Below are 26,683 nucleotides of genomic sequence, written 5' to 3' on the forward strand. Positions count from 1 at the left end.
CTTAGCTATCCTAGATTGCATTTTGCATGACCACGGCCGGCGATCGACAGCGCCCGGGCTTGTAGCTTATTGGTAATCAATGGCGGCCGATATTGGTCTTGTGCAGATCGTGCGGGCTGCGAGGATTCGGTCGCGTATCTGGCACTGGGCGGGCGAGCCGCCGCACGGCTTGGCCGGGGTCTACACGGAGGTTTTTTGCGCGGCCTACCCGTTGAGCTCCGCCACGACGTCATAGGCGTCGCCGCGATAATAGCTCTGAGTGAATTCGGCGGTGCGGCCGTCGGGCAGAAATCCGCGCCGTTCGATGAACAGGCCGGGCGTGCCCGTCTCGATCCCCAGAATCTCGGCTTGTTCGGCGGTGAAGGCGACCGCGCGCAACCGCTGGAGCGCACGCACGGGCAGATGTCCCGCCGCTTCGAGCGCCTCATAGAGCGACGCGCCGACCGTCTCGACCGATGGCAGGCAATAAGCCGGGATCGTCGCATATTCGAGCGCCATCGACGTGTCGTCGGCATAGCGGATGCGGTGGAAGCGATAGACGAGCGAACCCGGCGACAGGCCGAGCGACAGGGCTTCCTCGGGCGTCACCGCGCCCGCGGTCTTGCTGATCCACTTGCTGTGCGGCTTGCGCCCGCGCGACACCATGTCTTCCGAAAAGGAAGTGAGCTTGGAGAAGCTTTTCTCGACGCGCGGCCGTGTGACGAAGGTTCCCGCGCCGCGGCGCCGCGCAACGATTCCATCGGCGACCAGCCCGTCGATCGCTTTGCGCACGGTGATGCGCGAGACGTCGAATTCCTCGGCGAGGTCGCGTTCGGTCGGGATGGCCTCTTCGGCCTTGACCAATTGCCCCTCGATCGCGTCGCGCAGGATCTTCTGCAACTGAAGGTACAGCGGGGTGGGATCGTCCTTTTGCAGCGGACCCACGCGTTCGATCAGTGACAAGGACGTTTGCTCCATCCGGTTGTAAAGGCGCTTCAGCCGATAGGACCAGCGCCGCAGCCTTATGTGTTGCATTGGTATCGTCGCGTCAATCTTTGTTGCCAACCGTTCGCACAAAAGGGTCCACCCGATTGTGTGCTCCTCACGCGATTGAGATAGGACCAATTCGGCTTTTCGCCGTCAGGGTCCTAACGGCCAAGGCGCCACCCAGCACAAGGCGCGACGATCGCGCTCTAGCGACACCAGGTTGCAATACTAATATAAAACCAATTTGGCGGTCGCCACGAGGGAAAATGCGAACCTTCCAGAAGCTTTGCCATTTTTTCCTATAAAACAGCCGAATGGAAAGGCGTTGACCGGTCAGTTTCTACATGACAAATTAGATACAAATTATCGATCGGGAGAATTGGGAATGCAGGCCACGGGGTTGATCGGGATGGCGATTGCGGCGCTGGCCGCCCCTCAGACTCTGGCGGCAGACACGTCGTCGCAGGCCGCGCTCGACCGTTTCGCCGACACGCTGGGTTATCGGCTCCAGGTGGTCGACAACCGCCCGGCGTGCCCGGTCGGGATCGAGGGTTGTTTTCTGTCGACGATCACGCTGACCCTTCCTGAAACGCTGCCCGCCGACCTGCCGACCAAGGGGTTCTCGCTCACTTTCAGCTTCGTCAATCCGCTGCCCCGCGTCGAAAGCGACATTTTCACGCACCGCCACGTCAATGGCGACGTCCAGCAATTGACGTTGAAACCCGGCATGACGCTGCGCCCCGGTTCGACGCACGAGATCAAGCTGTGGGGCGTCGGCTCGAATTTTTCGAAGGCGTTCGCGATGCCCAACGCTTATCTGATCGCCGACGGGCTGAAGCCGCGCACCATCGCCGCGACGCGCGCGGTGATCGATCCCGAGACCGGGCTCGAGACGCTGCCTTTTGTCGCGCCGATGACCGATGAGGCCAGGCTCGCGACCAAGGGCGATGCCGACAAGACGCGCTGGCTGACCGCCGAACGCGCCTTCGATGTGCAGGCCGCACGGCTGGCGCCCGAAGCGCAGGGCATCGTGATCCTGCCGAAGCCGGCGAAGGCGGTGCAGAACAGGGGGCGGGCGGTGGATCTTGCCCGCGGCGTCGCGCTGACACTGAACGGCGTCGAACGCAGCGCGGTTGCGCCTGCCTTGGCGGCGCTCGGGTCGCCTGAGGGCGGCGCGCTGCCGCTGACGATCCGCATCGATCCCGCCGCCGCGAAAAAGGCCGAGGGCTATATTCTCGACGTTAAGGCACCGGGCATTGCCATCACCGCGCACGACGCAGCGGGGGCAAGCCACGCGCTGCGCTCACTCGCGCAGCAGGCCGCGTTTGAGAAGGGCAAGCTCGCGCCGCTCCGCGTCGAGGATGCGCCCGAATATGGCTTCCGCGGCCTCCACATCGACCTTGGCCGCAACTTCCATGGCCGCGACCAGATTTTGAAGCTGGTCGAAGCGATGGCGACGTACAAGCTCAACAAGCTGCACCTCCACCTCGCCGACGACGAAGGCTGGCGCATCGAAATCCCGGCGCTCCCCGAACTCGCAGCCGTCGGGTCGAAACGCTGCCACGATCCCGCCGAACAGACGTGCCTCCTGCCGCAGCTCGGCGCGGGCCCCGACGGCGCGGGGGGCGTCAACGGCTATCTGAGCGTCGCCGACTATGTCGCGATCGTGCAGGCGGCGGCGGCGCGGCAGATCGAGGTGATCCCGTCGATCGACATGCCCGGCCACTCGCGCGCTGCGATCAGGGCGATGGAGGCTCGCTATGCCCGCCTGGCCACCGCGGGCAAGAAGGCCGAGGCCGAGACGTACCGGCTGATCGACCCCGCCGACGCCACCGAATATCGCAGCGTCCAGCATTACAACGACAACACGCTCAATGTCTGCCTGCCCGCGGCCTATCGCTTCGTCGACACGGTGGTCGATGCGCTCGCCGACATGCACCGCCAGGCAGGCGTGCCGCTCAAGACCTTCCACCTCGGCGCCGACGAGACCGCGGGCGCTTGGGTCAAATCGCCCGCCTGCAAGGTGATGATCGCCGAAAATGGCGGTGATGCGGGCAAGCTCACCCCACGCTTCATCGAGCGCGTGAGCAAAAGCCTCGCCGCCAAGGGGCTGGAAGCCGCCGGCTGGAGCGACGGCATGGGGCATACCGAAGCCGCGCGCATGCCAAAGGAGGTGCAAACGAACATCTGGGGTGTGCTGCACGCCGGCGCGATCCGCGAGGCGCACGACCAGATGAACCGTGGTTGGGACGCCGTGCTGTCGATCCCCGACCTTGGTTATTTCGACATGCCATACGCACCGCACCCCGACGAGAGCGGTTATAACTGGGCCTCGCGCGGCGTCGATCCGTATCAGGTGTTCGGCTTCATGCCGGGCAATCTGCCCGCCAACGCTGCGACGATCCGCAACATCCAGGCCGAAGGCAAGCCGATCGAGGACAAGCCGACCCTGCAACCCGGACACCGCATCGCGGGGCTTCAGGCGCAATTGTGGAGCGAGACGATCCGCACCGACGCGCAGGTCGATTATATGCTCTTCCCGCGCCTGCTCGCGCTCGCCGAACGCGCGTGGGCGCCGGCGCCGTGGACTCCGGCCTATCAGGCGGGGGCGAGCTATGAATGGGGCGACACACGCATCGACGCCGCGAAGCTCAAGGCGGGCTGGCGGGATTTCGCCGGGCGCACCGCGGCGCAGTTTCCGATGCTCGAAAAAATGGGCGTCGCCTATCGCGTCGCTCCGCCGGGTGCGCGGATCGCGAACGGCAAGCTTCAGGCGAACAGCATGTTCCCCGGCACCGCGATCGAATATCGTGTCGAGGGCGGCGCTTGGACGCGCTATGCCGGGCCGGTGGCGGTCAGCGGCGCCGTAGAACTGCGCAGCCGCTCCGCCGATGGCAAGCGCGCCAGCCGGACGGTTCGGGTCGAACCCGCGCGGTAGGACGGGCCGCGGCGGATCGGGTCAGGCGGCCTTCATCCATATGACGAGCGCAAAGCGCGTCGCGCGCGCGGGAAGCGAGCGGTGCGGGGTGAAGCGATCGAGGAACAGCACCGTCCCTGCCGGGCATTCGGGCTGAACACGCGGCAGGCCGGCAAGCCGCCATTCGGGGATTTCGAAACCGTCGTCGCCCTCGCTCGCCAGCGGCGCGGGCTGGCGCCCCGCTGCGATCTCCAGCCCGCCGCTTTCGGGCCCCGCATCGATCAGCGGGATCCATGCGGTCACCATGACCTTGCCGCATCCGGTGCCGTCGTCGCGCGCAACGTCGCTGTGCCAGGCGTGGCGATGCTCGGGAAAGCAGGCGATGCTTGCGCGGACGCGCGCGATCTTTCCTGACAGCGCGCGTCCGCCGAGCCGGTCGGCGGTTTCGATCAATCTTGGATCGTTCGCGAGTGCCTGCAGCTTGGGCCCGCGATGCGCGTCGGTACACACTGCGACGCGCAGCAAATTCGCGACGCTGCGCTCGTGCGCGTACACGCGGTCGATCCGTTCGATCGGCGGGACGTCGGGGCAGCTTTGTTCGAACGGCAGGTAGAGCGCACGCGACACGCGGTCGATATGCTCGGCGATGTCGTCCGCCGCAGCGCGGACAATCTCCGGATCGAACAGCGGCACCGCGGCATAGCCTTGCCCGGCGAACAGCGTTTCGGCGCTCATCGGGCGCGGCCGAACAAAGTGATCGTCGGCCACTCGCCGCCGGTCTCGACCGCAGCGTCGATGCCATAGACCGCGCGCAGCCGCTCGGCGGTCAGCACCTCGGCGGGCGTCCCGTCGGCGACGATCCGGCCTTCGTCGATTAGCAGCAGACGGTCGCAATAGCGCGCCGCGAGCGTCAGGTCGTGCAGCACCGCGATCACCAGCGCGCCGGCCGCCGCCTCGGCGCGCAGCATGTCCATCACGTCGATCTGATGCCCCGGGTCGAGGCTCGCGAGCGGTTCGTCGGCGATCAGCGCGGGCGCCTCGACCGCCAGCGCACGCGCGAACAGCACGCGGGCGCGTTCGCCGCCCGACAATTCGGTCGCGATCCGGTCGCGCAGGTCGAGCACGTCGGCACGCGCCATCGCGCGCTCGATCGCCGCCGTGTCGGCATCGGCGATCCGTGACATTGGCGCGAGGTGCGGCAGGCGGCCGAGGCCGACGAGCCGCTCGACCGTCAGCGGCCAGTGCAAGGTCTGCCCCTGCGGCACATAGGCGATGCGCCGTGCCAGTTCGGCGCGCGGCATCGCCGCGGCATCGACGCCGTCGACGCGCACCGTTCCGCTCGCCGGCACCAGCGCGAGCATCGCGCGTGCCAGCGTCGACTTGCCCGCGCCATTGGGGCCGACGATCCCGGTCAGCGTGCCGGGCCCGAATTCGGCGCTGACGTCGTGCACGACGGCGCGGCGGCCGAGCGTGACGCCGACATGATCGAGGGTAAAGCTCACCATAGCCGTCGCTCCCGCATCAGATGGACAAGGAAGACCGGTACGCCGAGGAACGCCGTGACGACGCCGAGCTTGAGTTCGTTCGTCGTCGGGATGATCCGCACGCCAAGGTCGGCGAGCGTCAGCAACGCTGCGCCGCCGATCGCCGAGGGTAGCAGGATCGCCGAGGGGCTGCGGTCGGTGAGCGGGCGGATGAGGTGCGGCACGATCAGCCCGACGAAACCGATCGCGCCCGCCACCGCGACCGCACCGCCGACCCCGATCGCAGTGCCTATGAGCAGCCGGAGCCGCGTCTGCCGCAGATCGGTGCCGAGCGCCTGCGCGGCATCTTCCCCGAGCGTCAGCGCGTCGAGCGCGCGGCCGTTCCACAGCAGCATCGCGGTGCCGATCGCGATGCAGGGCAGCGCGATCCATACATGGTCGAAAGACCGGTTCTCGAGGCTGCCGAGCAGCCACGTCATAATCTCCATCGCCGCAAAGGGATTGGGCGACAGGTTGAGCGCGAGGCTGGTCCCCGCCACCGCCAGCGTCCCGACCGCGATGCCGGCGAGGATCAAGGTCAGCGGGCTTTCGGCCTTGCCCGAAAGGATGAAGAGCAGGGCGAGTGACAGGAGCGCGCCGCCCGTGGCGAGCAGCGGCAACACGATCGGGTGGATGTCGGCGAGCCCGAAATAGATCGCCGCGACGCCGCCGAGCGCCGCCGCGTTCGACGTGCCGAGCACCGACGGCTCGGCGAGCGGATTGCGCAGATAGCCTTGCAATGCCGCGCCCGCGAGCCCGAGCATCGCGCCGACGGCGAGCGCGAGCAACGTGCGCGGCAGGCGGAGGTCGAACAGGATGATCGACGCGACCTTGTCCTCATTGCCCATCGCGGCATCGACGAGTCGCGTTACCGACAGGTCGACCGCACCGAACAGCAGCGATGCGACGGCGGCAACGAGCGTCAGCGCAGCCAGCGCAGCGATCAGCGACCATCGGGGCAGGGCGAAGCGGTTCATAAACGGCCTCCGTCGATGCGCGCGATCTGCGCCGTCATGCTGCGGGCGGCCTGCGTATAGGCGGGGCTGCCGCACACCGTCCACGCCTGCGGAACGCTGATGCGCGGGATGTCCTTGAGCGCCGGGTGATGCAGCATTTCGCTTCCCTGGTCGGTGATTTTGTCGGTCGCGCTCTCGACGATCAAAAAGTCGGGCTGGGCCGCGACCATCTCTTCAAGACTCAATTGCGACAGCGGCGGTTTGCCGAGCTTGCCGGCGAGGTTGACCAGCCCGACGCGCGTCATCAGCTCGTCGATCAGCGTACCCGTGCCGGTCATATAGCCGCGCCGCTGGTAATAGGCGGCGACGCGGCCCTTGCCGGGCTTCGGCAGGCCGGCCAGCTCGCCCTCCATTCGCGCGATCAGCGCGGTGCCGCGCTCGGGATGGCCGACCGCGCCGGCGGTTTCGCGGATCGATGTGTAGATTTCACCGAGCGTGTTCGGGGTTGCGAGGTCGAGCAGCGGGTAGTTCTGCTTTGGCAGCGCCGCCAATGCTGCGCTGCGGCTCGCGGGCATGCCGACGATCAGATCGGGTTCGATCGCGAGGATCTGCTCGGCCGAATTGCTGAGCAGCGGGATGCCGTGCGCCTTCGCTGCCTCGCCCGACATTTCGCGGTCGGTCGCATTTTTGGTCAGCCCCGCGATCTGTTCCCGATCGGCGAGCGCGAGCACAAGCTGGTCGGCGCACATGTTGATCGACACGATGCGCTGCGGAAGCGCGGGCGCTTTCGCAGGCGGGGCGGGGGAGGCCGCCCATAACAGGCCCGCGCCGCCCGACAGCGCGGCAAGCGCCAGAAGGACGCGGCGCGGCATCAGAACTCGATCCCCCGCTGCGCCTTCACATTCTGTTCGCGGAACGGATGCTTCACCTGCGCCATTTCGGTCACCAGGTCGGCGACGTCGATCAGCTCCTGCGGCGCATTGCGGCCGGTGATGATGACATGCGTCATTTGCGGCTTGGCGGCGAGCGCTTCCAGCACTTCACCTACCGGCAGATAGTCGTAGCGCAGCACGATATTGAGCTCGTCGGCGATCACCATGGTGTAGGTGGGATCGGCGATCATGCGCTTGACCTCGTCCCACGCTTCGCGCGCCACCGCGATGTCGCGCGTCCGGTCCTGCGTGTCCCAGGTGAAGCCTTCGCCCATCGGCTTGAACTCGATCAGGTCGGGGAAGCGGTCGAACACCGCTTTCTCGCCCGTCGCCATCGCGCCCTTCACGAACTGGATGACGCCGACCTTCATCCCGTGTCCGATCGCGCGCACCGCCATGCCAAGCGCGGCCGACGTCTTCCCCTTGCCGGGGCCGGTGTGGACGATGATCAGGCCTTTTTCGACGGTTTTCGTCGCGACCTTCTTCGCCTGCGCGGCCTGGATCTTCTTCATTTTCGCCGTGTGCTCGGCGTCGGTACGCGTTTTCATGGGAAGACCCCCGCACGCCGGCAACGAAGGCGGAGCCTGCCGATGCGCGGGCGCGATCGACCGGTGCTGGCGTCGCAAGCGGCGTAATGCCTGCGTCTCCGGCACCGAAGCGGCTCCAGCCGCTTGGTCGTCGCTCGACGGAAACGTCCGTGCCGCGGCCTTTCCCTGGGCCTTGGCATTGAGCGACCCACGCCGGCAGGTCTCCTGGCTCGCGGGTCAGGGCTTGATGCACGCCTTCCCAGGTGACCCCAGTGGCTGTCCGGATCGAAACCCGAACGGTGCATCGCGCTCGCCGCTTACAGTTGCAGGGACAGCCCCGGCTTCGAGGGTTCAGGACGAACCCCGTTACCGCGTTCCCATATTAAGCCCTTTCGGGCACCGGCGCGATCAGATGCGGGGCAAGCCCCGCTTGCGCAGCCCATAAAGGAGCCGCGCTTTTTCGCAATGCCTATTGCCGTTCGACGGGTCCCGTCGCGCCGCGGCTGCTTACCCTGTTCGTGCTGTCGGCGCTCTATGCGCGTTATGGAAGGCCGTGCGTCTAGGGCAACAACCTGCCTTCGTCGCGCCGCGGCATCGGCGCGACGAAGCGCAGCACCAGCGCCGAGAGGGTCAGTAACCCGGCCGAAACGAGGATCGCCGCCGGCAGCGACGCCAGATCGGCGATTAGCCCGAGCGTATAGGCGCCGAGCGCCATCGCGCCAAAGGTCACCGCCTGATAGATCGACAGGCAGCGGCCGAGGATTTCCTCGGGCGAGCGGAGCTGCATCGCGACGTTGAGCGTCGTCAGCGTCGACACCCACGCCCCGCCCGCGACAAAGGCGGCGACGATGACCCACGGCAGGCTGGTCGTCAGCGCGACGGGCAGCATCGCGGCGGCAAAGACGAGCGAGGCGGCGGTCACCACCCGGTCGCTGCCCCAGCGGCGCCGCGCCGAACTCACCAGCAGCGCACCGAAGATCGACCCCGCGCCAAAGGCGGCAAGGCACAGCCCATAGATGACCTCGGTTCCGTGCAGCCGGTCGCGGACGAGCGAGGGCAGCAGCGCCTGAAACCCCGCCGCGCCGAAACCAAAGGCAAAGCCGCGGATCAGCACGCGGCGGACCGGGTCCGAATGCGCGCAGAAATTTATGCCCGCGGCGATCGCGGTCATCATCGAGGTGCGGCGCCGCGGCGTGGTTTCGGGATGCCAGCGCAGCAGCACGACGATCAGCACGATATAGCTGATCGCATTGAGGCCAAAGGCGGCCGCGGTGCCGACAATCGAGATCAGCAGCCCGCCAAGCGCCGGGCCGACGCTGCGCGCGAGGTTATAGGCGATCGTGTTGAGCGCGATCGCCTGCGGCAGGTCGCGTGGTCCGACCTGCAGGCGCACCGAGGCCTGCCACGCGGGTCCGTTGAGAGCGGTGCCGCACCCGACCGCGAGGGTGAAGAACAGCAGCGACAGCGGCGTGATCGCGTCGAGATATGTCGTCAGCGTCAGCGCCGCCGAAACGATCAGCATCCCCGTCTGCGCCGCGAGCATCACGCGCCGCCGGTCGAAATTGTCGGCGATTGCGCCCGCGAAGACGGCGAGCAGCAGGATCGGGATCGTCGCGCTGGCCTGGACCAGCGCGATCAGCACGTGCGAATTGGTGAGTTCGGTCATCAGCCACGCGGCAGCGACCGACTGGATCATCGACCCCATGTTCGACGCGAGGTTCGCGATCCAGATCGCGCGAAACGCGGGATAGCGAAACGGCGCGAAAGACGACGGCGGGGATGGCGTGTCGGGACTCACTTGTCTGCGCCTAACCCCGCTTGGCCCCCGCGACAAGTCGCCGGCCTAGATCGCTGGCCCGCTATCGTCCTGATACTGACGGCGAAGTTCGACCAGCTTCCGTTTCATCGTGGCGATCGGCGCCTTCAGCGCTGGATCGTCGATGCGGTTGTGCATTTCCGCCGGATCGGTTTTCAGGTCGTAAAATTCCCAGGCATCGATGTCCGCACCGTAGAAGCGGACGAGCTTGTAGCGTTCGCCGCGCACGCCATAATGCGCGCGCACCGCGTGGAAGCCCGGATATTCGTAATAATGATAATAGACGTCCTTGCGCCAGTCTGCGGGCGGACGGGCACCGAACAGCGCGCGCATCGACCGGCCCTGGATCGTGCCCGGGCCCTTCACCCCGGCGAAATCGAGGAAGGTCGGCGCATAGTCGATATTCTGGATCGGGGCGCTCACGCGCGTGCCCGCACGGATACGCCCGGGATATTGGATCAGAAACGGCGTTCGCATCGATTCTTCATAGATGAAGCGCTTGTCGAACCAGCCATGCTCGCCGAGGTAAAAGCCCTGGTCGGACGTATAGACGACGATCGTGTTACGCTCGAGGCCGCTGTCCTTCAGATAGTCGAGCACCGCGCCGACACCCTCGTCGACCGCCGCGACGGTGCCGAGATATTGCTGCATGTACCGCTGATATTTCCAGCGCGCCATGTCCTGGCCCGCGAGCTTCGCCGCGTTCAGCCGGTCGTTGTCGGCCTGCATCAGCGCGTCCCACTCGGCCTGCTGCTGGTGCGTCATCCGGTCGAACGCGCCGGGCCAGCGGTTGTAGCGAAGCTGTGCCGATCCCGCCGCGACCGTCATCTTGAGGTCGTGTCCCTCGTACATGTCGCGATAGATATTCATTTCCTGCGCCGCCGCCGCACGCCGCCCGGCATAATCGTCGAAATAATTGGCCGGAACGGGGAAGCTCACGCCCTGATATTTCTGCACATGGCGCAGCGCGGGCATGAAATTGCGGTGCGGCGCCTTGTGATGGATCAGGATCGCGAAGGGCTTCGACTTGTCGCGGCCGTTTTTCAGCCAGTCGAGGCTGTACTGCGTGATGAGGTCGGTCGCATAGCCTTCGACGACGCTGCGGCCCTTCGGCGTGATGATGTCGGGATTATAATATTCGCCCTGGTCGTCGAGCACCTTCCAATCGTCGAAGCCGATCCCCGCGGGCGAATGGTTGATGTGCCATTTGCCGAACATCGCGGTCGTATAGCCCGCCTGCGACAGCGCGCGCGGCCACACCCAGACATTGTTGTCGAACTTGTTGCCATTCTGCTTGAAGCCGTGCGCATTGCTCTGACGGCCGGTGAGCAAGGTCGCACGGCTGGGGCCGCAGAGCGAATTGCCGACGAAGCTGTTAGTGAAGATCGCGCCGTTTCGCGCGATCCGGTCGATATTCGGCGTCGGCGCGAGCTTCGACACCGGCGACCCATAGGCCGAAATCGCCTGATAGGCATGATCGTCCGACATGATGTAGACGATGTTCGGGCGCTCGGGCCCTTGCGCCCGCGCCGGTGCGGTGAAGACCAGCGGCGCGGCGGCAAGGGCGATCAGGTTCCGCAAACGCATCGGCGTCGTCCTATTCGGTCAGCTCGAAACTTGCCTCCGACCCTTCGGCCGAAGATGGCCCGACCCACAGCTTGAACTGGCCGGGCTCGCTGCCCCAGCTCATATCCTGCCGCGTGAAGGCGAGGTCGGCGTCGGTCAGGGTGAAGCGAATCGTCCGTTTCTCGCCCTTTTTCAGCATCACCTTTTCGAAGCCCTTGAGTTCCTTCACCGGCCGCGTCACCGATCCGACGAGGTCGCGGACATAGAGCTGCACGACCTCCTCGCCATCGCGCGCACCGCTGTTGGTCACCGTGACGGTCGCGGTCAGCTTCTCACCCGGGCGGATTTTCGCCTTGTCGAGCGTCACCGGTGAATAGGCGAAGCTGGTGTAGCTGAGCCCGTAGCCGAACGGATAAAGCGGGGTGTTCGGCGTATCGAGATAGCGCGAGACATATTTGGCGTTCGGATCCTCAGGTTTGATCGGGCGCCCCGTGTTTTTCATGTCGTAATGGATCGGCACCTGCCCGACGTTGCGCGGGAAGGTCACGGGCAGCTTGGCTGACGGGTTATAGTCGCCATAGAGAACATCGGCGATCGCATGGCCGCCCATCGTGCCCGGATACCAGGCTTCCAGGATCGCATCGACATTGGCGTCGGCCCACTCGATGCTGTTCGGGCGCCCGCTCATCAGCACGAGGATGATCGGCTTTCCGGTCTTTTTCAGCTCTTCGAGCAGCGCTTGCTGGTTGCCCGGCAGGTCGAGCGAGGTGCGGCTCGCCGCTTCGCCGGTCATGTTCCAATGCTCGCCCATCGCGGCGACGATGACGTCCGATTTCTGTGCGAGCGCGATCGCCTCGGCAAACCCGTCGCGCTTGCCCGCGTCGGCGAACTGATAGCCGGCGCCCTTGGCATAGGTGACCGTCGTGCCCTTGGGCGCGCGCGCTTGCATGCCTTCGAGCAATGTCACCGGCCGCTCCTTACGGTCGCCCGCGGCGGACCAGCTGCCGATCATGTCCTCCTTGCTATTGCCGAGCGGGCCGATCACCGCGATCGACTTCGCCGCCGCGGCGAGAGGCAGGGCATTGCCCTTGTTCTTCAGCAGCACGATCGACTTGCGCGCGACGTCGCGCGCCGCTTCGAGGAAGTCGGGGCGATAGATGGTCGCCTTTTCGCGCGCCTCGTCCGAATAGCGATAGGGATCCTCGAACAGGCCGAGGCGGTATTTCATTTCGAGGATCGCCTTCACCGCCTCGTCGACGCGTTTGACATCGACCTTGCCCTCGGCGACCGACTTGGCGAGGTGATCCATGAACACCGCACCCTGCAAGTCCATGTCGACCCCGGCGTTGATCGCCTGTTCACCGGCCTGCTTCAGGTCGCGCGAATAGCCGTGAGGGACCATTTCGTTGATCGACGTGTAATCGGTTACGATGAAGCCCTTGAAACCCCATTTCTTGCGCAGCACGTCGGTCAGCAGATAGTGGCTGCCCGACGCCGGGACGCCGTCATATTCGTTGAACGAGGTCATGAAGGTCGCGGCGCCCGCATCGGCGGCCGCCTTGAACGGCGGCAGGTAAATGTCACGCAGCGTGCGTTCGGAGATGTCGACCGTGTGGTAATCGCGGCCAGCCTGCGCCGCGCCATAGGCGGCGAAATGCTTGGCGGTCGCGAGCACGGTGTCGACGCGCTTCAGGTCGTCGCCCTGAAACCCGCGCACGCGCGCGACCGCGATCTTGCTGCCAAGATAGACATCCTCGCCCGCGCCCTCCGACATGCGGCCCCAGCGCGGGTCGCGCGCGACGTCGACCATCGGCGCGAAGGTCCAGTGAAGGCCCTCCGCCGACGCTTCGGTTGCCGAAATTCGTGCTGCTTTTTCAATGGCTTTAAGGTCCCAACTCGCTGCCTCGCCGAGCGAGATGGGGAAGATGGTGCGGTGGCCGTGGACGACGTCATAACCAAAAAGCAAGGGGATCTTCAGCCGCGTTTCCTCGACCGCCAGCCGCTGCAGTTCGCGCGTATATTTCGCGGTAAAGGCGTTGAAGATCGACCCGATGCGCCCCTTGCGAATATCGTCCTGATAGCCTTTGCGCATCGTCGGGCCGGTCGAATCCCAGTCGCTGGTCAGCAGCGACAATTGCCCGACTTTCTCGTCGAGCGTCATCTTCGCGATCAGGTCGGCGATGAAACGATCCATCTTCGGATCGGGGCGCATCCAGCCCGCGGAATCCATCGGCGCCGCCTCGTTCGTGCTCGTTATGGGCTTTGCCATCAGCGGGGCGGGGGAGAGCTGCGCAGCCACCATCAGAGTGGCCAGCGTCAGGCATGTGAGGTTGCGCGTCATCGGCGGCATGATTCGTCCTTCCCAGTCGGATTTGCTTATACATTGTCACGAGGATTGGCCGAAATCGGCCGAAAACCGGCTGGCCCCCGATTGCATCCCTCTGTGTCGCTTCCCCCTATACAGTGATCGTGAAACCGGTTACAAACTAAAAAAACAACGACGCAATTTCCCGCGACTCGTCGCTGCACCGGAGGCAAGGCCGGCCAGCGAAGGAAACGAGCGCGGGGAATGTCGGGGGCCAAAAAGGGAGGATGCCGTGAAGTTTCCGCATGAATTTCAGACCGTTTCCGCGCGCCGTTCGCGCGCCCGCACGCTCGCCGCTGCGCTGGCATGGAGCAGCGCCGGTGCCGCGCTCGCCGTCGGGGTGGCGACACCTGCGTATGCGCAGGTGTCGAACGCTTCGCTGCGCGGCACGATAAAGGCCGAAGGCGGCGTGTCGCAGGTCACCGCGATCAACGTCAACACCGGCCTGACGCGCACCGCGACGGTTGGCGCGAGCGGCAGTTACAATATCGCTTCGCTTCCGGTCGGCACCTATCGGCTTGAAATCACGACGCCGGGCGGCGTGCGCAACACCGACGAATTCACCCTTTCGGTCGGCCAGAGCGCGGTGCTCGACTTCGATTTCTCGCAGCCCGACATCGCCGAGGGCGGCGACGACGCGATCATCGTTACGGGCAGCCGCATCCGCTCGATGGAGGGCGGCGAGGTCGGTTCGAACATCACTCAGCGCCAGATCGAGGTGTTGCCGCAGAACAACCGCAACTTCCTCGCCTTTGCCGACCTCGCGCCGGGCGTCCAGTTCGTGACCGGGGCCAGCGGCCAATCGCGCCTGCAAGGCGGCGCCCAGGACAGCCGCGGCGTCAACATCTTCATCGATGGCGTCGGACAGAAGGACTATGTTCTCAAGAACGGCATAACCGGCCAGGATTCGACGCAGGGCAATCCCTTCCCGCAGCTCGCGGTCGGCGAATATCGCGTCATTTCGTCGAACTATAAGGCCGAATTCGACCAGGTCAGCTCGGTCGCGATCACCGCGGTAACCAAGTCGGGCACCAATGAATTCCACGGCGAAGCCTTCATCGATTATACCGATCAGAGCCTGCGCGACGCGCGGCCGACCGAATTGACGACGAGCAAGGTCAAGACGAAGGATTTTCAGTTCGGCGGCGCGCTGGGTGGTCCGATCATCAAGGACATGCTGCACTTTTTCGTGACCTATGAAGGCAAGCGCCAGCAGCAGCCGGTCGACGTCCAGCCGGGACTCAATCTGCCGGTCAGCTATTTCCCATCCGAATATCAGGGCGTGTTCGGCCCGACCAACGCGACGTTCAACGAAGATCTCTATTTCGGCAAACTCAACTTCCAGCCGTCGGACAGCGACTTGATCGAGCTGTCGGGCAAATATCGCAAGGAAACCGGCGAGTTCCTGGGCAGCGGTTTCAACGCGCGCAGCACGATCAGCTCGCAGGATGTCGAGGAACTGCGCGTCACCGCGCGCTGGGAGCATACGGCCGACAACTGGATCAACGATTTCAAGCTGACCTATGAAGACGCCAAATGGGCGCCGACGCCGACCGAATTCGGCAACGGCTTCCTCTTTGCCTATGCCGGCCCATCGCCGACCAATCCGCAACCGGGCGTCGTAGTCCGCGGCGACATCCTGCGCATTGGCGGCGGCAGCAATTTCCAGGAAAAGGGCCAGAAGGGCTGGGGCGTCCAGAACGACTTCACCTGGACCGGGTTCGAGGGCCATACGATCAAGGTCGGCGCCAAGGCGAAATGGGTCGAACTCAATTCGCTGCAGCTCAACGCCTTCAATCCGGTCTATACCTATAACCCGGCGTTCAACCCCGGTGGCGGCACCTTCAACGACGATGTGCCCTACCGTGTCCAGTTCGGCGCCTCGACGGGCAACGGCGACCCGATCATCAATTCGAAGAATTTCCAGTTCGGCATCTATGTGCAGGACGATTGGGAAGTCACCGACCGGCTGACGCTGAACCTCGGCGTGCGCTGGGATTATGAGCGGACGCCGGCCTTCCTCGACTTCGTCCACCCCGCCGACGCGGTGAACGCGGTGTCGCCGGCCAATTACCCGAACCTCGTCAACGCCGATTACGATATCCGTGACTTCATCTCGACGGGCAGCGAGCGCAAGGCGTTCAAGGGCGCGTGGCAGCCGCGCATCGGCTTCAGCTACGAGCTCGACGACGATGGGCGCTTTGTCGTGTTCGGCGGGGCGGGTCGCTCGTACGACCGCAACCAGTTCGACTTCCTGCAGCAGGAAATCAGCGTCGGATCGTTCACCACGCGGACATTCAACTTCATCACCGGCGACCCGAACAACACATGCGCGCCCGGGCCGACCTGTGTGCCGTGGAACCCGATCTACCTGACCGAAGCCGGCCGTCAGCAGCTGCTCGCCGGCGCCGGAGCGGGCGGCGGCCGCGAGCTGCGCTTCATCGAGAACGACCTGAAGGTGCCCTATTCGGACCAGTTCAGCCTGGGCTTCCGCGCCAGGGTAACCCCGTTGTTCGAGGCCGAGGTCGGCTATAGCCATATCGAATCGAAGGACGGCTTCGCCTATCTGCTCGGCAACCGCCGTCCCGACGGCACCTTCTTCCCGCCGGCCCCCGCGGCGCCGAACTCACCCTTCGGTTTCGCCCCTCCGGGCTTCGGGTCGATCATCATCGGGACCAACGGCATCGAAACCAGCGCCGACACCGGCTATCTCAAGCTGGTCAAGAACTACACCGCCGCGTCGCCGTGGAGCTTCTCGGCAACCTATACCTATACCCAAGCCGAGGAAAACCGGCAGTTTGGCGAGACCTTCAGCCTCGATTTTCCGTCGCTGGAGGACTATACTGTCACGCGGTCGAGCGGGGTGCGCAAGCATCGTTTGGTCGCAACGGGCTCGGTCGATCTGCCGATCGGCGTGACGCTGTCGGGCAAGTTCCAGATCGCGTCGCCGCCGTACCTCAAGGCGTTCATCAACCAGGGCGGAGCGAACCCCAGCCGCACCGTCATCTCGAACGAGGCTGACGGCAATGGCGATCGCTGGGGCTTCCGCCAGATGGACGTCGCGATCACCAAATATATCCCGTTCAAGTTCATCAGCGAGGAATCGCGCCTGCGCCTTCGCGTCGACATTCTGAACCTGTTCAACGATCGCAACTATGTCGATTACAACAATGACCCGACGTCGCCCCGCTATCTCGAAATTTCGGGTATTGGCGTTGGCGGGAACACGCCGCGGACGGTAAAGCTATCGGCCGGATTCTCTTTCTGACCGGCTGACCAGGCGCCCGGCCCGCACCCCCCCTCCCGCGGGCCGGGCGCCTCACTTTTTTGGAGTATCGCATGTCGTTTCGTATCGGGGCATCGCTCCTGCCCCTGGTCGCGCTGACCGCGGCATGCACCGTCACTCCGGCGCCGTCGGCCGTCGCCCCAGTCGCAACATCGGCCGCGAAATTGCCGCCGCTGACCGAGGCGGCCTTTTCGGAGGAGCTGACCGAGCGCACCTTCCGCTATTTCTGGGACACCACGAGCACCGAGCGCTGCCTCGCGCCCGATCGCTGGCCGAGCAATCCCTTCTCGTCGATCGCCGCGACGGGTTTCGCGCTGACCGCATACGGCATCGGCGCCGAGCGCGGCTATGTGACGCGCGCCGAAGCGGCAGTGCGCACGCGCGATTGCCTGCGTTTCTACTGGACCGCGCCGCAGGGGCCGGCCGCGGCGGGCACGACCGGCCACAAAGGCTTCTTCTATCACTTCCTGAAGAATGACGACGGCACGCGCCACAAGACGACCGAACTGTCGACCGTCGACACCAGCCTGTTCCTGGGCGGGGCGCTGTTCGCGCAAAGCTATTACGACCGGAACGACCCGGTCGAGGCCGAGATCCGCGACCTTGCCGAGAAGATCTACACGCGCGTTGACTGGCGCTGGGCCCAGCGCAACACGACGGGCACCGAGGCGAAGAATCTCGCCAATTCGCACGCCATCACGATGGGCTGGAAGCCCGAGAAGGGGTTCGAGACGCACGACTGGGTCGGCTATAACGAGGGCATGCTCGTCTACGTCCTCGCGCTCGGTTCGCCGACGCACGCCGTCGGGAAGGACGCGTGGGACAAGGGCTGGGCGGCCGAACTCGAAAAGGACTGGGGCACCTATTACGGGCAGCAGCATCTGCAGTTCGAGCCTTTGTTCGGGCACCAGTACAGCCATGTCTGGGTCGATTTCCGCGGCATCCGCGACGATTTCATGCGCGGCAAGGGCATCGATTATTTCGAGAACAGCCGCCGCGCGACGCTGTCGCAGCGCGCCTATGGCGCCGACAATCCGAACAAATGGACGGGTTACAGCGCCGATATCTGGGGCTGGACCGCATCCGACGGGCCGGGATATTCGAAGGATAAATATAGCGTCGGCGGAACGCCGCGCTTCTTCAACGGCTATATGGCGCGCGGCGTCAGCGCGATCCGCGTCGTCGACGACGGGACGATCGTTCCGACCGCGGCGGGCGGCTCGGTGCCGTTCGCGCCCGAGGTGGCAATCCCGGCGCTGATGGCGATGCGCACGCAATATGGCGCGCGCCTCTACACGCGCTACGGCTTCAAGGACGCGTTCAACCCCAGCTTCACCTTCGCCGATCCGAATATGCGCAGCGGCGCGGTCGATCCGGTCCACGGCTGGGTCGCGAACGACTATCTCGGCATCGATCAGGGGCCGATCCTCGCGATGATGGAAAATCATCGCAGCGGCTTCGTGTGGAAGGTGATGCGGGGGAACCCGCACATCGTCCGCGGGCTCCAGCGTATCGGCTTCACCGGCGGCTGGCTCGACAAGCCGAACGCGGACTAGGCTCGCTCCGTCATCCCGGCCTTCGCCGGGATGACGGATAGAGGTGTCAGCAGCCCTTGCCGATGCACAGGTCGGCGACCACCGGATAATGATCCGACGGCAGCTTGCCGCCATTCTGATCGGTCAGCGTCGCGTGACGCAGCACCGTCACATCGTCGCTGACGAAGATATGGTCGATCGGGCTCGGGTCCATCTGCGCGATCTTGAAGCCGGTGAAGGTGCCGAGCGGGCCGTAATGCGGCGTGCGGCTGATGATGCGGCTGTCGCGGAGCGCGCCCTTGCCCGGCTCGACGATCGCGGCATAGGGATTGCTCGTCGCGGGGCTGTTGAAGTCGCCCAACAGCACCGCGGTTTCGCCCGCCTTGCGCTGCCCGTCGATCCAGCGGCGGATCTGGTGGGCGCTTTCCTGGCGCGCGACCTCGCCGATATGGTCGAAATGGGTGTTCACGACGAGCAGGCTGCGCTTCGCCGTCCGGTCGTGCAGTCGCGCCCAGGTCGCGATCCGCGGCAGCGCGGCGTCCCAGCCCTTGCTCGGCGTATCGGGCGTCGGCGACAGCCAGAACGTCCCCGATCCGACGAGGGTGAAGCGGTCGCGGCGGAAACCCAGCGGCGAATATTCGCCCTTTTCCTTGCCGTCGTCGCGGGCGACGCCGACGAATTGATAGCCGGGCAGGTCGGCCTCGACCGCCTGTTTCTGGTGCTGCAGCACCTCCTGCATCCCGACGAAATCGGGCGCCTGATAGGCGACGAGCGCGATCAGCGCCGCACGCCGGTGCGGCCAGGCGTTGTCGCCGTCCGACGCGAGGTCGAGGCGGATGTTGTACGTCATTGCCTCATAATGATCGGCGCGTTCTTTTGCGGCGGCGGGCAGCGCGAGCAGCGCCGCGGCGGCGAGGATCAGTGCTTTTTTCATCCGAGGTTTCCTCCGTTGGCGGCGATCACGCTGCTGTAGAAACGCGCGCTGCGCTTCGGCGTGCGCACCTGTGTTTCATAATCGACATGCACGATCCCAAAGCGCTTCGAAAAGCCCAGCGACCATTCGAGATTGTCGAGCAGCGACCACGCCATATAGCCGCGCACGTCGACGCCCTTTCGGATCGCGTCGCCGATCGCCGAGATGTGCGTGCGCAGATAATCGCAGCGCAGCGGATCGTCGATCCCGTCGGGGCCGGCGGTCGGCGGGTCGTAGAAGGCCGCGCCATTCTCGGTGATATAGATGGGAATATCGCCATAAGTGTCGCGGAACCAGACGAGCATGTCGGTCAGCGCGGGCGGATAGACTTCCCAATCGGTCGTCGTGTGCGTCGCGATCTGTTTCACCGGGGAGGCGCCGACGGGCCACTGGTTCGGGTCGGCCTTCACGACATTGCGCGTGTAATAGTTGATCCCGATGAAATCGACCGGCTGGCAGATCGCCTTGAGGTCCTCGGCGGACCATTCGGGCCATGCCTCGCCGAATACTTCGGCAAGTTCCTCGGGGTAGCTGCCCTTCAGTGCCGGATCGAGATATTGGCGGTTCATGTAAGCGTGCGCGCGCGCAGTCGCCGCAATGTCCTCGGCGCTGTCGCTTGCCGGATATTTGGGCTCGATGTTGACGACGAGGCCGATTTCGTGCGCGCCTTCGCTGCGATAGGCTTCGACCGCCGCGCCGTGCGCGCGCATCAGATTGTGACTAGCGATCGGGGTTTCGAACAGGTTGCGATGCCCGGGGGCAAGCGCGCCGTGGAGATAGCCGCCGTCGGTGATCACCCAAGGTTCGTTGAGCGTCACCCATTTCTTCACGCGCCCGTCGAGACGGCGATACATCACCGAGCCATAGTCGGCGAACCAGCCAGCAATGTCACGGTTGAGCCAGCCGCCCTTGTCGTCGAGCGCCGCGGGCAGGTCCCAATGGTGCAGCGTCAGCAAAGGTTCGATGTCGTTCTTCAGCAATTCGTCGACGAGGCGCTCGTAGAAGTCGAGCCCCGGCTCGTTCACGCGCCCGGTCCCCTCGGGCAATACGCGGCCCCAGTTGACGCTGAAGCGATAGGCTTTCAGTCCCAGTTCCTTCATTAGCGCGACGTCGGCGGGCATGCGGTTATAATGGTCGCACGCGACATCGCCGGTGTCGCCCTTGACCGCCATCAGCCGCGGGTCGTGGCTGAATCGCTGCCAGATGCTCGCGCCCGCGCCGTCGGCGAGCGGCGATCCTTCGATCTGATAGGCGGCGGTCGCCGCGCCCCACAGGAAATCGTCGGGGAAGACACTCTTGCTCATTTCTTGTCCTTGTTGGTGATCGTTGGGGAGGGGAGCTTTTGCTCGAGCAACCAGGCGTAGAGCGCCGGGTCGTCATAGGCGGGATCCCAGGCGTTGTGGCCGAGGTCGGGATAGATGGTCAGGCGGACCTTGCGGCCGCCGCACGCGCGGATCGCGCGCGCCATGGCGAAGCTGCCTTCGGGGATCACGACATCGTCGCGGTCGCCGTGAAACGCCCAGACGGGCAGGTCCATCAGGCGGCACGCCTCGCCCGGATTGCCGCGCCCGGCGACCGCTGCGACCGCCGCGAACCGCTTGGGCTCGGCGATCGCCCAGCGCCAGCTGGCATGGCCGCCGCGGCTGAGGCCGGTGAGGTACACGCGCGCCGGATCGACGCGATAGGTTTTGGCGATATGGTCGACCAGCTCGTCGAGCTTGTCGATGTCCCAGTCCTGATCGGTGCCGAGCAACGGCGACACGGTGAGGAAGGGGAAAGCGGGGTCGCGCTCGGCGATCTTCGGCGGGCCGTGAACCTTGACCTTCGCGACATCGTCGCCGCGCTCGCCCGAGCCATGAAGGAAGATCAGCAGCGGATATTGTTTCGCGGTGTCGGCCAGATAGCCCTTCGGCACGAAGAGCTGATAGGGATAATTGCCGGGCTCGATCGGTCGCTGCGGCGTCTGCCCTTCGACCGCAGGCGGCGCCTTCGTTTTGGCATGGGCGAGAGAGGCGGCGAGGGCGAGGCCCAGCAGCGCCGCGGTCCAATGTCTCATTCGGGGTTCCTCGATTGAGCGCGTCATCCCTTCACGCTCCCGGTCAGAAGCCCGCTCAGATAATAGCGCTGGAGCGCGAGAAAGAGGATGAGAACGGGGAGGGTGGTGACGACCGCGCCGGCCATCATGATCTCGTAATCCTGCACATTCTGCCGGCTGTTCACCGCGAGCGCGACGGGCAGCGTGACAAGATCCTGATCGGCGAGGATAATCAGCGGCCACATGAAATCGTTCCAGCTCGACAGGAAAACATAGACCGCAAGCGTGACGATGATCGGGGTCAGGATCGGCAGCACGATCCGGCGCAATATCTGCCCCTCGCTCGCGCCGTCGATGCGCGCCGCCTCGAGCATCTCGTCAGGTATCGACAGGCAATATTGGCGGACGAGGAAGATGCCGAAGATGCCCGCCAGCCACGGCACCAGCGCGCCCGCATAGCTATTGACCAGCCCCATCGCCTTCAGTTCGAGGAACAGCGGCAGCATCCCGACCTGTCCCGGCACGACGAGCGCGGCGACGAGCATGCGGAAGATCGCGTCGCGCCCCTTGAACCGCAGCTTGGCGAAGGCATAGCCCGCAGGGATGGTAAAGAGCAGCGCAAGGCCCGTCGCCAGCGTCGAGATCAGCACACTGTTGAGCAGGAAACGCCCGACCCCGAAAGTGCCGAACAGCAGGCGATAATTTTCGAGCGTGGGGTTCGCGGGCCACAGGGGCGGCGGGAATTGCGCCGCCTCGCCGCGTACCATGAAGCTGACCGAGACCATCCAGAGCAGCGGCGCGATCGTGACCAGCGCAACGAGCGCGGCGAACAGCGTGACGGACCAGCGACGCAGACTCATATCGCGCCGCTCCGTTTGGCGAGCCTGAGTTGCACGAGCGTAACCGCGAGGATGCAGAGGAAGAGCAGGAAGGCGACCGCCGCGCCCGAGCCGAGATTCCACCATTTGAACCCCTCCTCATACATGAAATAGAGGATGGTGACGGTCGACTGGGCGGGGCCGCCCTGCGTCATCACATAGGGTTCCGCGAACAGCTGGAACATGCCCGCGATGGTCAGCACCGAGACGAGCAGCACCGTCGGGGCGATCGCGGGCAGGGTGACGTGGCGCAGCCGCGTGAACCAGCCCGCGCCGTCGATCCGCGCCGCCTCGTCCAGCTCGCGCGGCACCGTCTGCAGCGCGGCGAGGAAGATGATCATATTATAGCCGAAGGTCTTCCACCCGACGAAGATCAGGATCGCGGGCAGCGACGCATGCGGATCGCCGAGCCAGTCGATCGGCGGCACGCCGAAGAAGGAGAGCAGATAGTTGATCAGGCCGTAGCGCGTGTGGAGCAAGTAGCGCCACACCACCGCGGTCGCGACGAGCGTGGTCACATAGGGTGCGAAGAGCGCGACGCGCCACACGGGACGCCATTTCAGCCAGCGCGAATTGACGAGCATCGCCGCGAACAGCGACAGCGCGACGATGAGGGGCGTGCCGGCCGCGACGAACAGCAAGGTGTTCGTCATCGCTTTCCAGAACAGCGGATTTTCGATCAGGCGCGCGTAGTTGGCGAGCCCGACGAAGCGGAGGTTTCCGATGTCGGCGAGCGCATAGATGTCGAAATCGGTGAAGCTCAGGAACAGCGAGGCGATCGCCGGCAGGACGAAGAAGAGGATGATCGCGGCGAGCGCGGGCGATGACATCGCCCAGCCCGCGCGCGCTTCGCTCGCTCGTCCGGCCGCGCTCACCGCGCGCGCCCTTTGTCGAGCATCCAGCGCCGCTTTTCGAGCAGGCGGTCGGCGCGGACGTCGATCTCCTTCGCCGCCTCATCGACGCTGTACTGGCCGCGCACCATGCGCTCGGCGACGATCTGCATCTCGGTGACGATGCGCTCCCATTCGGGCACCTTGGGCAGCGGGGTCGCATGGTCGAGCTGCGTTGCGAAGGGGGCGACGATCGGGTCGTCCGCGAGCCCGGCTTTCGCCCAGACCGACCGCCGCGCGGGAAGGTCGCCGGTGAGTTGCTGGAATTTGAGCTGCGCGGCGGGTGCCATCAGCCGCGACACCAGATCCCATGCCGCATCGCCATCGTCGTTGCCTGCGAATACGACGAGGCTCGATCCGCCCGGCGCCGCCGATCCGAGGCCGGTGGGGCCGGGGTTCGGCGCGGTCGCCCAATTGCCCTGCATCGCGGGGGCGAGGCGGGTCTTCAAATCGCCGATCGTCCACGGGCCCGACAGGAACAGGCTGAAATAGCCTTTCGCAAACTCGTCCCACACATTCGAAATCTGGGCCGACGAGACCAGCGGCGCCAGCCCCTCGTCGAACAAGGATTTGTAGAACGCCAGCGCCGCCTTGAACTCGGGGTCCGAAAAGGCACCGCGCGCGCCGTCGTCGCGCAGCATCCGCGCCCCCGCCGACAGCGCGAGCGTCGTCAGCTGCTCATATTCGTTGAGCGGGTAGAGCAGCGCGTAATTGCCCGCGCCGGCCTGCCGCTTCACCTTGTGCAGTGCGGTCTTCCATCCGGCCCAGTCGGCCGGCGGCGCATCATATCCGGCGCGCGCGAACAGGTCCTTGCGATAAAATTGCAGGCGCGTGTCGACATACCAGGGGATCGCCCACGCCAGTCCCGCGATGCGGTTGGTTTCGACCACCGCGCCGAACTGGTCGTCGAGCAGCCCGAGCGCGCGATCGGGAACCGGCGCGATCGCACCGATCGCCGCCAGTTCGGCGATCCAGCTGTTGCCGACCTGGCCCACCGTGGGCAGCGACCCGCCCGCAAAGCCGGTGAGCAATTTTTCGTGCGCGGCGCTCCACGGCAGCGGCTGGATCGTGATCGGCGGTGCGCTCGCGGGCCAGTCGATCGTTTTCAGCAGTTCGGGCAGGCTCGCGGCCTCATTACCCATCGCCCAGAGGGTCAGTGCGGCGTCGCCGCGCGCGCCGCAGCCGGTCAGCAGCGAAGCAAGGGGCAGCGCCGCGAGCGCGCCCGTCAGATGGCGCCGCGTCAGCTGCATAGGCATGGCCGCGCCGGCTGCGTCATGTCGGCAAGGCTCCCGCCGCGGCAACGGCCGCAGGGATCGCCGCCCCGCCCGTGGTTCCCCGCGCAACCAGCGTCGGGGTCAGGATCGTCGCGCTCGCGCCGCCCAGCGTTTCGCCGCGCAGGATGCGCAGCAACATCATCATCGCGGTCGATCCCAACCGGTCGATATGGACCTGCATCGTCGACAGCGACGGATTGAGGTGCCGCGCGAGCGGGATATCGTCGAAGCCCGCGACCATGACGTCCCCCGGCACCGACTTGCCCGCCTCGGCCAGCCCCGCGATCAACCCGACCGCCATCTGGTCGTTCGCGGCGAATACCGCGTCGGCCGGCAATTGTCCCTGCACAAGCAGCTGTGCGGCTTTCACGCCGCTTTCTTCCGAAAAATCGCCGGGCAGGATCGCGGGGTTCGAAATCTTCGCGATCTTCGCCATCGCATCGGCAAAGCCGCGCTGGCGGTCGCGCGCGTCGCGGTTGTGCTTCGGCCCCGCGATATGGACGACCTGCCGCGCGCCGCGCGCGAGCAGCGCCTCGGTCATCGCATAGGCGCCGTGATAATTGTCGACCGCGACAAACGGCAGGTCGAGCGACCCCGCATCATAATTGAGCAGTACCGTCGGGAGCGCGGGGTCGAGATAGTCGGCCAGCAGCTCGGGCTTCAGGTCGGGCGGCATCACCAGCAGCCCGTCGACGCGCCCGCGCATCGCCGCGATCGCGGCGGCGGTCTCGTGCGTGCTGCCGTGCATGTTGCCGAGCAGCAGGTGCATGCCCGATTCATGCGCGACCAGGTCGATGCCGCGGATGATTTCGGAGAAGAATTCGCCGAACAGGTCGGGCAGGATGACGCCGACGGTGTCGGTCTTGCGCCGTGTCAGGCTGCGCGCGCCGCTATGGGGTACGAAGTTCAGTTTCTTGACTGCCGCCATCACCGCGGCCTTTGTCGGTGCCGTGACGTTGCCGAGCCCGTTGATCGCCCGCGATGCCGTCGCCACCGAAACCCCCGCTTCGCGGGCGACGTCCCTCAATGTAGCCATGTCGTCGGGCCCCTTTCCCTCATATGGCGCCAAGCCGCTGTTGCGACTCTGTTTTTTTATCCATGCCGGGCGCGGAAACCGTCATACCGTAACCGGTTACACGAGCAAAATGCAAGGTCATTCCCCCACCGTCCGGAGCGCCTGACCATCGGCGCCGAACAGGTGCAGATGCGCGGGCGGCAGCGAGGCCAAGACCGTGTCGCCTTCGTCGAGGTTGCCGTCGTCGCGCAGCTGGCACGCGATCGGCTCGTCACCCTCGCGTCCGCCCAGATGCAGCGTCGCGAGCCCGCCCAGCCGCTCGATAAAGCGGATCGTGAAAGGCAGCGCGTCCGGCGCGTTGCCGATCGCGATATCCTCGGGCCGGATACCGATCGAGAGCGGTGTTCCCGCCCCCAGCGCCGCCGCGAGCGGGGGCAGGGCGATGCTCCGCCCGTCTTCCAGCGCCCCGCGACCATCCGTGCCGATGGTCGCAGGCAGGATGTTCATCCGCGGCGTGCCGAGGAATTGCGCGACGAAGATATTCGCCGGCCGCTCATAGAGTTCGCGCGGAGTGCCGACCTGCTCGATCCGTCCGTCGCGCAGCACGATGATCCGGTCGGCGAGCGTCATCGCCTCGACCTGATCGTGCGTGACGTACAGCGTCGTCGTGCCGAGCTGGCGGTGCAGGCTGGCGAATTCGTATCGCATCCGCACCCGCAAATCGGCGTCGAGGTTGGACAGCGGCTCGTCGAACAGGAAAATCTGCGGCTGGCGCACAATCGCACGCCCGATCGCGACGCGCTGCCGCTGCCCGCCCGACAGCGCGGCGGGCTTGCGATCGAGCAGCGCCTCGATGTTCAATATCTCCGCCGCGCGGCGCACGGCATCGTCGATCTCGCTCTTCGCCGCCTTCGCGATCTTCAAGCCGAACGCCATATTCTCGCGCACCGTCAGATGCGGGTAAAGCGCGTAGGATTGGAACACCATCGCGATGCCGCGCTCCGACGGCGGCAGGCTGGTCACGTCGCGGTCGCCGATGACGATGCTTCCGCCGGTCAGCTCTTCGAGCCCCGCAACGGCCCGGAGCAGCGTCGACTTGCCGCACCCCGATGGGCCGACGATCACCGTGAATTCGCCGTCGGCGACGTCGATCGACACGCCCTTCAGCACCTCGGTAGTGCCGAAGCTCTTGCGTGCGCCCTGGATCGACAGTCCGGCCATGGTCCTCG

The 26,683-nt window shown here is 65.5% G+C and carries 20 protein-coding genes and 1 riboswitch; of the genes, 3 read left to right on the top strand and 17 right to left on the bottom strand.

All coding sequences use genetic code 11. From position 1 onward, the window contains the following. Window positions 1–204 precede the first annotated feature (204 nt). The gene (locus FG91_RS19850; RefSeq protein WP_037518998.1) at window positions 205–942 is read right to left on the bottom strand and encodes a GntR family transcriptional regulator; all 738 of its coding nucleotides are present in this window, start codon (window positions 940–942) and stop codon (window positions 205–207) included. Window positions 943–1,351: 409 nt separating this feature from the next. Between FG91_RS19850 and FG91_RS19855 the strand changes: the two genes are divergently transcribed. Continuing rightward, complete coding sequence (locus FG91_RS19855) at window positions 1,352–3,904, top strand: family 20 glycosylhydrolase (RefSeq protein ID WP_037518636.1); 2,553 nt, start codon at window positions 1,352–1,354, stop codon at window positions 3,902–3,904. A gap of 21 nt (window positions 3,905–3,925) precedes the next feature. Here the strand turns inward: FG91_RS19855 and FG91_RS19860 are convergent, their stop codons facing one another. From FG91_RS19860 to bglX, 8 genes are all read right to left on the bottom strand, one after another. Continuing rightward, the gene (locus FG91_RS19860; protein ID WP_037518638.1) at window positions 3,926–4,618 is read right to left on the bottom strand and encodes a phytanoyl-CoA dioxygenase family protein; all 693 of its coding nucleotides are present in this window, start codon (window positions 4,616–4,618) and stop codon (window positions 3,926–3,928) included. Beyond that, complete coding sequence (locus tag FG91_RS19865) at window positions 4,615–5,388, bottom strand: ABC transporter ATP-binding protein (protein ID WP_037518640.1); 774 nt, start codon at window positions 5,386–5,388, stop codon at window positions 4,615–4,617. The genes FG91_RS19860 and FG91_RS19865 overlap by 4 nt, the downstream gene beginning before the upstream one ends. After that, on the bottom strand, window positions 5,382–6,383 hold the full coding sequence (locus FG91_RS19870; protein ID WP_037518643.1) for a FecCD family ABC transporter permease: 1,002 nt from the start codon (window positions 6,381–6,383) through the stop codon (window positions 5,382–5,384). Before FG91_RS19870 ends, FG91_RS19865 begins: the two co-directional genes overlap by 7 nt. Beyond that, window positions 6,380–7,234: an ABC transporter substrate-binding protein gene (locus FG91_RS19875; protein ID WP_037518646.1), complete on the bottom strand. Its 855-nt coding sequence runs from the start codon at window positions 7,232–7,234 to the stop codon at window positions 6,380–6,382. Before FG91_RS19875 ends, FG91_RS19870 begins: the two co-directional genes overlap by 4 nt. Then, window positions 7,234–7,842: a cob(I)yrinic acid a,c-diamide adenosyltransferase gene (gene cobO, locus FG91_RS19880; protein ID WP_037518649.1), complete on the bottom strand. Its 609-nt coding sequence runs from the start codon at window positions 7,840–7,842 to the stop codon at window positions 7,234–7,236. Before cobO ends, FG91_RS19875 begins: the two co-directional genes overlap by 1 nt. A 177-nt stretch (window positions 7,843–8,019) precedes the next feature. Then, a riboswitch (cobalamin riboswitch) is annotated at window positions 8,020–8,239 on the bottom strand. Between the two features lie 141 nt (window positions 8,240–8,380). Then, on the bottom strand, window positions 8,381–9,619 hold the full coding sequence (locus tag FG91_RS19885; protein WP_037518651.1) for an MFS transporter: 1,239 nt from the start codon (window positions 9,617–9,619) through the stop codon (window positions 8,381–8,383). Between the two features lie 45 nt (window positions 9,620–9,664). Continuing rightward, complete coding sequence (locus FG91_RS19890; protein ID WP_037518653.1) at window positions 9,665–11,224, bottom strand: sulfatase family protein; 1,560 nt, start codon at window positions 11,222–11,224, stop codon at window positions 9,665–9,667. Between the two features lie 10 nt (window positions 11,225–11,234). After that, a complete protein-coding gene (gene bglX, locus FG91_RS19895; protein ID WP_037518656.1) occupies window positions 11,235–13,553 on the bottom strand; it encodes a beta-glucosidase BglX in 2,319 nt (772 codons plus the stop codon). A gap of 247 nt (window positions 13,554–13,800) precedes the next feature. Here bglX and FG91_RS19900 point away from each other — a divergent pair, with 247 nt between their 5' ends. After that, window positions 13,801–16,836 (top strand): TonB-dependent receptor, encoded by a 3,036-nt coding sequence (locus tag FG91_RS19900; RefSeq protein WP_037518659.1) that lies wholly within the window; start codon window positions 13,801–13,803, stop codon window positions 16,834–16,836. A gap of 71 nt (window positions 16,837–16,907) precedes the next feature. Next, window positions 16,908–18,410 (top strand): glucoamylase family protein, encoded by a 1,503-nt coding sequence (locus FG91_RS19905; RefSeq protein WP_037518663.1) that lies wholly within the window; start codon window positions 16,908–16,910, stop codon window positions 18,408–18,410. Window positions 18,411–18,456: 46 nt separating this feature from the next. On the opposite strand, the gene FG91_RS19910 is transcribed toward FG91_RS19905, so the two are convergent. The 8 genes from FG91_RS19910 to FG91_RS19945 all read right to left on the bottom strand — a co-directional run bounded on the left by FG91_RS19910 (window position 18,457) and on the right by FG91_RS19945 (window position 26,675). Further along, the gene (locus FG91_RS19910) at window positions 18,457–19,323 is read right to left on the bottom strand and encodes an endonuclease/exonuclease/phosphatase family protein (protein ID WP_037518666.1); all 867 of its coding nucleotides are present in this window, start codon (window positions 19,321–19,323) and stop codon (window positions 18,457–18,459) included. After that, a complete protein-coding gene (locus FG91_RS19915; protein WP_037518668.1) occupies window positions 19,320–20,666 on the bottom strand; it encodes a GH1 family beta-glucosidase in 1,347 nt (448 codons plus the stop codon). Before FG91_RS19915 ends, FG91_RS19910 begins: the two co-directional genes overlap by 4 nt. Further along, window positions 20,663–21,418 carry an alpha/beta hydrolase-fold protein gene (locus tag FG91_RS19920; protein WP_161785681.1) on the bottom strand — a complete coding sequence of 252 codons (756 nt, stop codon included), beginning with the start codon at window positions 21,416–21,418 and terminating at the stop codon, window positions 20,663–20,665. The genes FG91_RS19915 and FG91_RS19920 overlap by 4 nt, the downstream gene beginning before the upstream one ends. A 23-nt stretch (window positions 21,419–21,441) precedes the next feature. Beyond that, complete coding sequence (locus tag FG91_RS19925) at window positions 21,442–22,257, bottom strand: carbohydrate ABC transporter permease (protein WP_052187966.1); 816 nt, start codon at window positions 22,255–22,257, stop codon at window positions 21,442–21,444. Next, window positions 22,254–23,150 (bottom strand): carbohydrate ABC transporter permease, encoded by an 897-nt coding sequence (locus tag FG91_RS19930; RefSeq protein WP_235212113.1) that lies wholly within the window; start codon window positions 23,148–23,150, stop codon window positions 22,254–22,256. The genes FG91_RS19925 and FG91_RS19930 overlap by 4 nt, the downstream gene beginning before the upstream one ends. Beyond that, complete coding sequence (locus FG91_RS19935; RefSeq protein ID WP_235212114.1) at window positions 23,147–24,421, bottom strand: extracellular solute-binding protein; 1,275 nt, start codon at window positions 24,419–24,421, stop codon at window positions 23,147–23,149. Before FG91_RS19935 ends, FG91_RS19930 begins: the two co-directional genes overlap by 4 nt. A 16-nt stretch (window positions 24,422–24,437) precedes the next feature. Further along, window positions 24,438–25,475, bottom strand: coding sequence for a LacI family DNA-binding transcriptional regulator (locus tag FG91_RS19940; RefSeq protein WP_037518672.1), 1,038 nt, complete (start codon window positions 25,473–25,475; stop codon window positions 24,438–24,440). A 117-nt stretch (window positions 25,476–25,592) separates the two neighbouring features. Beyond that, the gene (locus FG91_RS19945; protein ID WP_037518675.1) at window positions 25,593–26,675 is read right to left on the bottom strand and encodes an ABC transporter ATP-binding protein; all 1,083 of its coding nucleotides are present in this window, start codon (window positions 26,673–26,675) and stop codon (window positions 25,593–25,595) included. Window positions 26,676–26,683: the final 8 nt, after the last annotated feature.

This window comes from Sphingopyxis sp. LC81, assembly GCF_000756375.1.
Lineage (GTDB): Bacteria > Pseudomonadota > Alphaproteobacteria > Sphingomonadales > Sphingomonadaceae > Sphingopyxis.

Excerpts from the sequence above, each read along its gene's own strand:
- FG91_RS19855 (WP_037518636.1), top strand. The coding sequence starts at position 1,352 with ATGCAGGCCACGGGGTTGATCGGGATGGCGATTGCGGCGCTGGCCGCC.
- FG91_RS19860 (WP_037518638.1), bottom strand. The coding sequence starts at position 4,618 with ATGAGCGCCGAAACGCTGTTCGCCGGGCAAGGCTATGCCGCGGTGCCG.
- FG91_RS19865 (WP_037518640.1), bottom strand. The coding sequence starts at position 5,388 with ATGGTGAGCTTTACCCTCGATCATGTCGGCGTCACGCTCGGCCGCCGC.
- FG91_RS19870 (WP_037518643.1), bottom strand. The coding sequence starts at position 6,383 with ATGAACCGCTTCGCCCTGCCCCGATGGTCGCTGATCGCTGCGCTGGCT.
- FG91_RS19875 (WP_037518646.1), bottom strand. The coding sequence starts at position 7,234 with ATGCCGCGCCGCGTCCTTCTGGCGCTTGCCGCGCTGTCGGGCGGCGCG.
- cobO (WP_037518649.1), bottom strand. The coding sequence starts at position 7,842 with ATGAAAACGCGTACCGACGCCGAGCACACGGCGAAAATGAAGAAGATC.
- FG91_RS19890 (WP_037518653.1), bottom strand. The coding sequence starts at position 11,224 with ATGCGTTTGCGGAACCTGATCGCCCTTGCCGCCGCGCCGCTGGTCTTC.
- bglX (WP_037518656.1), bottom strand. The coding sequence starts at position 13,553 with ATGCCGCCGATGACGCGCAACCTCACATGCCTGACGCTGGCCACTCTG.
- FG91_RS19905 (WP_037518663.1), top strand. The coding sequence starts at position 16,908 with ATGTCGTTTCGTATCGGGGCATCGCTCCTGCCCCTGGTCGCGCTGACC.
- FG91_RS19910 (WP_037518666.1), bottom strand. The coding sequence starts at position 19,323 with ATGAAAAAAGCACTGATCCTCGCCGCCGCGGCGCTGCTCGCGCTGCCC.
- FG91_RS19915 (WP_037518668.1), bottom strand. The coding sequence starts at position 20,666 with ATGAGCAAGAGTGTCTTCCCCGACGATTTCCTGTGGGGCGCGGCGACC.
- FG91_RS19920 (WP_161785681.1), bottom strand. The coding sequence starts at position 21,418 with ATGAGACATTGGACCGCGGCGCTGCTGGGCCTCGCCCTCGCCGCCTCT.
- FG91_RS19925 (WP_052187966.1), bottom strand. The coding sequence starts at position 22,257 with ATGAGTCTGCGTCGCTGGTCCGTCACGCTGTTCGCCGCGCTCGTTGCG.
- FG91_RS19935 (WP_235212114.1), bottom strand. The coding sequence starts at position 24,421 with ATGCCTATGCAGCTGACGCGGCGCCATCTGACGGGCGCGCTCGCGGCG.
- FG91_RS19940 (WP_037518672.1), bottom strand. The coding sequence starts at position 25,475 with ATGGCTACATTGAGGGACGTCGCCCGCGAAGCGGGGGTTTCGGTGGCG.
- FG91_RS19945 (WP_037518675.1), bottom strand. The coding sequence starts at position 26,675 with ATGGCCGGACTGTCGATCCAGGGCGCACGCAAGAGCTTCGGCACTACC.